Raw genomic sequence first — 8,592 nt, 5'->3', positions numbered from 1 at the left:
TGGCTATCTTAACTTATTTGTCGGGTTTAGTCCTTAACCATTTTAGTCGGACTGCTCCCGTGGGGTTAGGTCTTATGGAATACGGCAAATTCTTATTTTTGCCCTTTACACACGATATGGTGCGCAAAAATAAAAGCTCGCTTACCGTCGCCGCAAAGTCGCTACAAAACTGCGAATACGACGTAACGCCCCAAAAAGTATCCGTAGCGACGATAATAGCTACGGTTTGTATCGTAGCGATTGCCTTGCCTGCAGTAGCGATTGCGGAACCGAGGCTGACTACTAGAGATGATGCGGAGATCTCTAAGTTGGCGACAAATTTAATGACCGTTAAATACGATCCAGACGCTTACTATATCTCCCAAGGCAAATTCGCATCCGATTTTTCGGTTATGACGAATGTTCCGCTAGAGCCCAACGGAGCGAATTCCGCATATCTTAAAAGCACAAAGGGAGATAAATGCTTCCTAATCAGCGTGGACGGCGAAAATAAAACGATCACCATCGCAAAAGGTCCCGATGCCGAAAATAATATCTGCCGGGGAGCGTATGGATTACCGGGCGTCCCTAAAATGCTATCGGAGCCTATTAGCGTAAAAAAGAGTTATTAATTTACGCGATTTAAGAGTGGATTAGATTATCATGGCGGATTTAAGAGCCAGAATTTATATAAATTTCGTCTTAAATTTTATGTCGCCTTATGCGCATGAAAGCGATCTGATCGGAAATCAGATAAAGTTGCACGCTTTGGCGTGAAAATTAGCCGCGATTTGGGCGGATCTAAACGCCATAAAATTCCGCGGCTAAAATTTAACGCCGTTTTAAGATTATTTTTGTAAAATCACATTTCTTTTTTACCGCACGGCGGGCTCATAGCTCAGTTGGTTAGAGCATCCGGCTCATAACCGGATGGTCCTAGGTTCAAGTCCTAGTGAGCCCACCACCACAAAATTTTTTGCTTTTCACTACATCAAAATCCGCAAAATTCTATAAATTTCATGCGTCGTTTTTCCTTTGAAATTCCGCTTCATAACTTCAAAAGACAAAGCCTGCCGCGCAATTTCAGCTTTAAAATGCGGCAAGCTCGCGATTGAATTTTCAAATTTAACTTTCATTTGGCGACCGATTAAATTTTATTTTATGGCAAGTTGCGGTAGAATTCCGTTAAAATTCTTAGTGCAGGGAGATGTCCATGTCAGAAAATCAAACGAAAAAAGGCGGAATTTTAGCTTTTTATTTTAACTCAAGCTTGCTTTGGCGCATCATTATCGCTTTAGTGTTGGGCTCTGCGATCGGTATGTTACTACCTAAAAATATGCCGGTGGGCGATACCACGTGGGTGGCGATTTTAACGCCTTTGGGAGATCTTTTCGTGCGACTTTTAAAGATGATTATGGTGCCGATCATCATATGTTCGCTCATCGTAGGCACGAGCAGCATCTCACCCGCGCACCTTGGCAAAGTAGGCATTAAGGCGATCATATTTTACGCTATAACTACGCTTTTTGCGATCGTCATCGGTTTAGCGTGTGCGTTTGTATTTTCTCCAGGTAGCGGGCTTGATCTAAGCGATGCGTCCAAGGCCGTCGAAAAGGCAGCGAACGCCCCTAGTATGAGTAAAATTTTGCTTAATATAATTCCTACGAATCCTTTTGATTCCATAGCCAAGGGCGAAATTCTGCCGATTATCGCGTTTTGCTTATTTCTTGGCGTAGGGCTTGCGTTTTGCCGCGATAGTAGCGACGCGCGTATCAAAAGCTCCGCCGATACGGTTTATAATTTTTTCGACGGAATGAGCGAGATTATGTTTAAGGTCGTGCACTGGGTGATGCAATACGCACCAATCGGCGTTTTTGCGCTAATGTTTGTAGTGTTTAATAAAAGCGGTATCGAGGCTTTCAGCTCGCTATTAAATGTCACGATTACCCTATACGTGGGACTTACGATCCAAGTATTTGCGGTTTATTGCGTTATTTGTATGCTTATCGGAGTTAGCCCGATTAAATTTCTTAAAAAAGTGCGCCCGCCGATGCTTACGGCTTTTGTTACCCGCAGCTCCAACGGCACACTTCCGATTACGATGCAAACCGCCGAAGATATGGGAATTCCAAAGGCGATCTACGGCTTTGTTTTACCTGTGGGTGCTACGGTGAATATGAACGGTACGACCGTGTATTTGGGCGTGTGCACGCTATTTATCGCTAATGCTTGCGGTATCGATCTAAACAGTAGCCACTACCTCACGATCATCATTACTTCGATGCTTGCGGCGATCGGAACTGCCGGAGTTCCGGGAGCTGGTGCACTGATGCTGCTTTTAGTACTAGAATCTATCGGCGTCAAGGTAAGCGGTAATGTAGCGATCGCTTACGGAATGATTTTAGGTATTGATGCGATTTTGGATATGGGGCGAACCTCGATGAACGTAACGGGCGATGTTGTGGCATCGATCTACGTCGCAAAGAGCGAAAACGAAATGGATATGAGTAAGTGGGAAAATTAGCCAAAGTAAAATTTAGAAAGGACGATCTATGAAAAGAGTTGGGATTATCGGTGGAATGGGGCCTTTGGCGAGTGCGGATCTGTATATGAAGATCATAGAAGAGACTGCGGCGAGCAGCGATCAAGAAAATATTCCGCTTGTAATCGATAGCTATCCGCAGATTGAAGATCGCACGGCATTTATCTTAGGCAAAGGTGAAAATCCGCTTCCGCGCCTAAGCGAGAGCGCTGTTAGGCTCAAAAATGCAGGCTGCAAGGCGTTTGCGATGGCGTGCAACACGGCGCATTTTTTCGCAGACGATGTAGAAGCTGCGGCGGAAATCCCGCTAATTCATATCGCTGAGGTCACCGTAAAAGCGATCCGCAAAAATTATCCAAACGCCCACAAAATCGCCGTGCTAGCCACTATCGGTACAAAAAAAGCTAAAATTTACGACGATCCGCTCAAAGAAGCGGGGCTAATCAGCGTGGAGCTTGGTGAAGAAAATCAAGCGGTTTTGATGGATTGCATCTACAAAGGCGTTAAGGCGGGCAAGACTGCCGAATACGTGGGAGCTTTTGAGAATTTGCTAGGCAAAATCGATGCTGATATTTACGTCGTTGCCTGCACGGAGCTGCCGCTATTTTTGCCGTTAATCAAAAGCGATAAAATTTTCGTCGATCCTACTAGAGAGCTTGCTAAAGCGATCGTGGAATTCTCAAGATCGTAGAGCCGTAAGGCTTTGCAAGCGCGAATTTTAAACCGCAAAATTTTATGATGATTTAAGTCGTAGAATTTTGCGGAATTGTGTTAGCTCAAAATTTCATGTAAGCGGAATTTATATGATAGCAAAATTTCATCACAGGATTTTAAGCTTAAAATTTTGTCAAAATTTAATCCGCAAGATCCAGAATGTAAAACCTCCGAAGTAAAATTCCGTAACAAAATTTACTCGTAAAATTTCACGCTGAAATTTAAGCTAAAATTCCATTAAATTTGACCGTTTCTAAAGCCCGAATTTACTATAATCTCCAAATCAAAAAAAGGACCAAAAATGAGCGACTACACCCACCTGCACCTTCACACCGAGTATTCGCTGCTAGACGGCGCGAATAAAGTAAGCGAGCTCGCCGCGCTTTTGCAGAGCCGCGGCACCAAGGCGTGCGCGATCACCGATCACGGCAATATGTTCGGCGCGATAGACTTTTATCAGACGATGAAAAAGCACGGCATCAAGCCGATCATCGGCATCGAGACCTATCTGCACAACCACGACGATATCGGCGATAAAAGCGACCGCCAGCGCTACCACTTGATACTGCTTGCCAAAAACGAGACTGGCTATAAAAATTTAATGTATCTTAGCTCGCGCGCGTTTTTGGACGGCTTCTACTACTATCCGAGGATCAACAAAAAAATTTTAAAAGAGCACAGCGAGGGGCTCATCTGCTCCTCGGCATGCCTGGCGGGCGAGGTGGAATTTCATCTAAATAGAAGCGAGCGAAATTTAAAGCGCGGCGCGGGCGGCTACGAAGCGGCGAAAAAAGCGGCACTTGAGTATAAGGAAATTTTCGGCGAGGATTTTTATCTCGAGATCATGCGCCACGGCATCGGCGAGCAGTTAAACGTCGATAAAGACCTCATCCGCCTCTCGCGCGAAATCGGCGTCAAGATCATCGCCACCAACGACGCCCACTACTCGCGCAAGGACCGCGCCAAGGCCCACGACGTCTATCAGTGCATCTCGATGGGCAAGACGATCAACGACGGCGACCGCCTAAAACACGTCGTTTCGGAATTTTACGTAAAAAGCGACGAGGAGATGAGGCGGCTTTTCGCGGACATCCCTGAAGTGATTGAAAATACCGCCGAGATCGTGCAAAAGTGCAATCTCAAATTTGCCTTCGACGAGAAGGACTACGCGCCGACGCCGCCGAATTTTAAATTTACGATCGAATACGCCGATAGGCTCGGGCTTTCGCTGCCGCAGCCTGATGAACGCTATAGTTTTGCAAATGACGATTTTTTATTCGATCATCTCTGCCGCAAGGGGCTTAAAGAGCGCCTTAAATTTATCGATCCGCAGAATCATGAAATTTATCGCGAGCGCCTGGAAAAGGAGCTTGCCATCATCAAAAACATGCATTTTTCGGGCTATATGGTCATCGTGCAGGATTTCATCAACTGGGCGAAGGATCACGACATCCCGGTTGGCCCCGGTCGCGGCTCTGCGGCGGGCAGCATCTGCGCGTATGCGCTTCGCATTACCGACCTCGATCCGATCCCGTATAATCTGCTTTTCGAGCGATTTTTAAATCCGTCGCGTATCTCGATGCCCGACATCGACGTGGATTTTTGCCAGGCGCGCAGAGGCGAGGTGATCGACTACGTCATAGATCAGTACGGCAAATTTAACGTCGCGCAGGTTGCGACCTTCGGTAAGCTGCTCGCGCGCGGCGTCATTCGCGACGTAGCTCGCGTCTGCGATATGCCGCTTTCGCAGGCCGATAAGATGGCGAAGCTGATCCCCGATAAGCTTGGCATCACGCTTACGCAGGCTTACGACGCCGAGCCGAAGCTGAAGGAATTTATCGACGCAGATCCGATCGCACAGCAGGTTTGGGAGTTTGCGCTGGGCCTTGAAGGGCTAAATCGCAACGCAGGTATGCACGCCGCGGGCGTAGTGATCTCAAACGAGCCGCTGTGGAACAAAGCGCCGCTATTTAAGCAGGATAAGGGCGAGGATGCGCGCCTAGTAACGCAATACACCAAAAACTATCTTGAGGACGTCGATCTGATAAAATTTGACTTCCTCGGTCTAAAAAACCTCGATGTGATCGATAACGCCATCAAGCTCGTCAAGCGCCGCTATAATCGCGACATAGTTTGGGAGGAGATCGATTTTAACGATCCGCAAACTTACAAAACGATTCAAAGCGGCAACACGCTGGGGATTTTTCAAATCGAGGGCGCGGGCATGCAGGATCTGGCGATGAACCTGCGCCCGGACCGCTTCGAGGATATCATCGCGATGATCTCGCTCTATCGCCCGGGGCCGATGGATCTAATCCCTGATTTTATCAGGATCAAACACGGCGAGCTAAAAGCTAGCTATATTTTTCCGCAGATAAAAGAAATTTTAGAGCCAACGTATGGCATCATCGTCTATCAAGAGCAGGTCATGCAGATCGTGCAGAAGGTGGGCGGCTTTAGCTTGGGCGATGCCGATCTGGTGCGCCGCGCGATGGGTAAAAAGGATGAGAAGAAGCTCGCTCACATGCGCGAGCAGTATCTAAGCGGCGCTAAAGAGCTGGGCTTTGACGTAGCCAAGGCGGATGAGTTATTTGATCTGATTATGAAATTTGCCTCCTACGGCTTTAACAAATCTCACGCCGCGGCGTATTCGATGATCACCTTTCAAACGGCCTATCTTAAGACCTACTATCCGGCGGAGTTTATGGCGGCGTTACTTACTTCGGAAGAGGGCAACACCGATAAAATTTCAAAGTATATCGACGAGGCTAGCCGCCTAGGTATCGGGCTTTTGCCGCCGTCGATCAATCAAAGCTTAAGAGGCTTTAGCGTCGTGGACGACGAAAATTCCAAATCGGGCACCTCGATCATCTACGGCCTCGGCGCGATCAAGGGCGTGGGCGGCGCCGCGATCGAGAATATCTTAGAGCTTCAAAGCGAGGCTAAATTTCAAAGTATCGATGATTTTGCTGCGCGCGTGGATAATTTCCGCGTCAATAAAAAGGTCATCGAGTCGCTGATCTACGCAGGCGCGATGGATTGCCTGGGCAAGAGTCGCCTGGCGATGATTCAGAATATGGAAAATATCCTAGACGTGATGAAAAAGATCACCGAGATTAAAAAGGACGCCGCAAGCTCGCTTTTTGGCGAGGATGAGGATATGACGAGCGGCATGAGCGTAAGCTTCGTCGATACCGACAAGGAATTTCCGCAGGGCGAAATTTTAAAATTTGAGCAGCAGACCGTGGGCGTGTATCTCTCGGGGCATCCGCTGGATGATTACAAAGAGGAGATGGAGGGCATCGACTATACGCTATCCTCGGCGTTTAGCGAGATCGAGGGCGATAGCGCCGAGGTGCTTAGCGTGGGGCGGATCGAGGATCTATCCACGCGCATGACGAAAACTGGCAAAAAAATGGGGATTTTAAATGTGCTTGATCTGCACGGCAGCTTCGAGCTTGCGGTGTTTGATAACGCGCTAAAGGCGATCGAAAGCTTAAGCCCGCAGGAGCGGGAGCGCCCGTACGCCTTTATGATCAAAATTTCAAAAAGCGCGGTCGGCGGCGCGGCGTATCAGCTGTCGTTTCTTTCGATGATGAGCCTGCAAAACGCCCGTGATGCGAGCTTTCGTCCGCGTGCGGGGGTATTTCTGAGCGAGAATCCGCTCAAAGCCTACGCCGCGCAGCTTGGTGCGATCGCGCATACTAAATCCAGCGAATTCGACGAGCTGGTGGGCGATGATGGCGCGAGCGTTAAAATTTTGTGCGTCGGCAAGATCGAAAACGTCCACATCCGCATGACTAAATCGGGCAAGCAGATGGCAAATCTTACGGTGCTTGATCTTGCGGGCAGCTTCGAGATGAGCGCGTTCGGTGATATTTGTGATGCGGTCACTGCGCTAACGGATGCGGAGCTGGAGCGCCCGATGGCGTTTTGGGCGCGGCTTAGCAAAAACACTAGCCCTTACGGCGGGAAATTTCAAATTTATCTGGATGAAATTTTAACTCTAGATGCCGCGCAAAATATCGACGGCTACGTGCCTAGTAAGATGCGAGGCTTCGGCGGTAGGGAGCGTGAAGGCTTTAGCGGCAATAATTTCGGCTCCAGCAGAAACTTTGGTGGGGAACGAGCTGGCAGCTTTGGCGGAGGAAATTTCGCGGAGCGAAGGGGCGGCTTTGGGGTGGAAGACCCTACCCTTAGGGCGCGCAAAGAGCGCGAGATACAGCGCAAAAACGCACAGGATTTCGAGTTTGAGCTAAGCTTAGGCGAGCTTAGTCGCGAGAAAATTTATAAAATTTACCATCTCGCCTTTTGCGACACGGCGCTGAAAAACACCAAGCGGCTGATTCTGCGGATCCGCAACGGCAGCGAGGTGCTAGTTTATCCGACCGAATACATCGTGAGCGATAATTTCACCGAAAAGGTGCGCGAAATCATCGCGGCGTAAGCGGGGTAGCGGCTCTATCGCCACGCTAGGTCGGTAAAATTTTATTCTTGCTTGTTGCGCCGCATACAAGCGGTATTTGAGTGCGCAGAAAGCCTAGGCTTTGGCGCGGTTGCGATAAAAGGCAAGCTGTTTGTTCCAAAATTTGTGGCGTGCAAAATTTACTGTGCGACGCATAAGAATTGTAATCACGCAGATCGTCCGTGATATCTAAATTTATTGCGTTCATCGCGGTGGAATTTTATCTGCCACAAATTTACATACACATAGACCGTTTCCTGCTTTATTGCGTCGGTAAGGCTTAGTAGCATGCCGTTTGAGTTACCGCAATAACAGCTCGCCATACCTCGACAGAGTTGAATTATATTGTCGCGCTAGCCTACGTTCGGTACAATAAATGGCGCGGACACTTTTAAATTTCTAGCTAAATTTTTGCGAAGTTTTACTATGGCGAATCTCCACGCAGCTTTAAAATTTTAAACTTTAGCGGATTTGAAATTTTTAGGTATAGCTTTATTACGTAAAATTTTATCGCGGTAAAATTTCGCCGAGCAAATTTAGTAAAGCACGCAAAAACAGACCCAAGACGCGCAGAAAAAATCCGAAACAAAGCTGGCGAGCAACGGTGTCCGAAAAAATCAAGCTAGCGCGGACTGGGCTCGAGCCTGAAACCTGCTTACAGCTCATCCTAAATCCAAAATTTATCAAAATTATTAAACGATTATATTTGAAATTTTTCGCGCTGTTATATATTGACCGTGCTAAGCGTGTTTGTCCTGCCTGAAAATATAAGCAAAACAAGTAGTTGCCTGTGCGGGCTTTGTAAGCCTTATGGAGCAGTTTTTCAAATGTCGCTGCGGCAGGGATTGATCCGTACGCGCGGCTTGCGAAGTTCTAAGTAGCTGAGATGTGG

At 47.8% G+C, this 8,592-nt stretch carries 6 protein-coding genes and 1 tRNA gene; 5 read left to right on the top strand and 2 right to left on the bottom strand.

What is annotated here, in order from left to right; genetic code table 11:
* Positions 1-611 (top strand): hypothetical protein (locus Q0256_RS05660; protein WP_297960948.1); only part of this gene is annotated, 611 nt, incomplete at its 5' end.
* A gap of 255 nt (positions 612-866) precedes the next feature.
* Positions 867-943, top strand: a tRNA-Ile gene (locus tag Q0256_RS05655).
* Positions 944-965: 22 nt separating this feature from the next.
* Here the strand turns inward: Q0256_RS05655 and Q0256_RS05650 are convergent.
* Positions 966-1,115 (bottom strand): hypothetical protein, encoded by a 150-nt coding sequence (locus Q0256_RS05650; protein ID WP_297960945.1) that lies wholly within the window; start codon positions 1,113-1,115, stop codon positions 966-968.
* Positions 1,116-1,192: 77 nt separating this feature from the next.
* On the opposite strand from Q0256_RS05650, the gene Q0256_RS05645 reads away from it, so the two are divergent.
* From Q0256_RS05645 to dnaE, 3 genes are all read left to right on the top strand, one after another.
* Complete coding sequence (locus Q0256_RS05645) at positions 1,193-2,503, top strand: dicarboxylate/amino acid:cation symporter (RefSeq protein WP_297960942.1); 1,311 nt, start codon at positions 1,193-1,195, stop codon at positions 2,501-2,503.
* A gap of 28 nt (positions 2,504-2,531) precedes the next feature.
* On the top strand, positions 2,532-3,212 hold the full coding sequence (locus Q0256_RS05640; protein ID WP_297924247.1) for an aspartate/glutamate racemase family protein: 681 nt from the start codon (positions 2,532-2,534) through the stop codon (positions 3,210-3,212).
* 324 nt (positions 3,213-3,536) lie between these two features.
* Positions 3,537-7,682 carry a DNA polymerase III subunit alpha gene (gene dnaE, locus Q0256_RS05635; RefSeq protein WP_297960939.1) on the top strand — a complete coding sequence of 1,382 codons (4,146 nt, stop codon included), beginning with the start codon at positions 3,537-3,539 and terminating at the stop codon, positions 7,680-7,682.
* A gap of 185 nt (positions 7,683-7,867) precedes the next feature.
* On the opposite strand, the gene Q0256_RS05630 is transcribed toward dnaE, so the two are convergent.
* Complete coding sequence (locus Q0256_RS05630; protein WP_297960936.1) at positions 7,868-8,023, bottom strand: hypothetical protein; 156 nt, start codon at positions 8,021-8,023, stop codon at positions 7,868-7,870.
* Positions 8,024-8,592: the final 569 nt, after the last annotated feature.

The sequence above is a fragment of the uncultured Campylobacter sp. genome (genome assembly GCF_937949835.1).
Taxonomy (GTDB): Bacteria; Campylobacterota; Campylobacteria; order Campylobacterales; family Campylobacteraceae; genus Campylobacter_B.
Note: the sequence above shows the minus strand (reverse complement) of the source record. Positions and strands in the feature narration are given on the sequence as shown.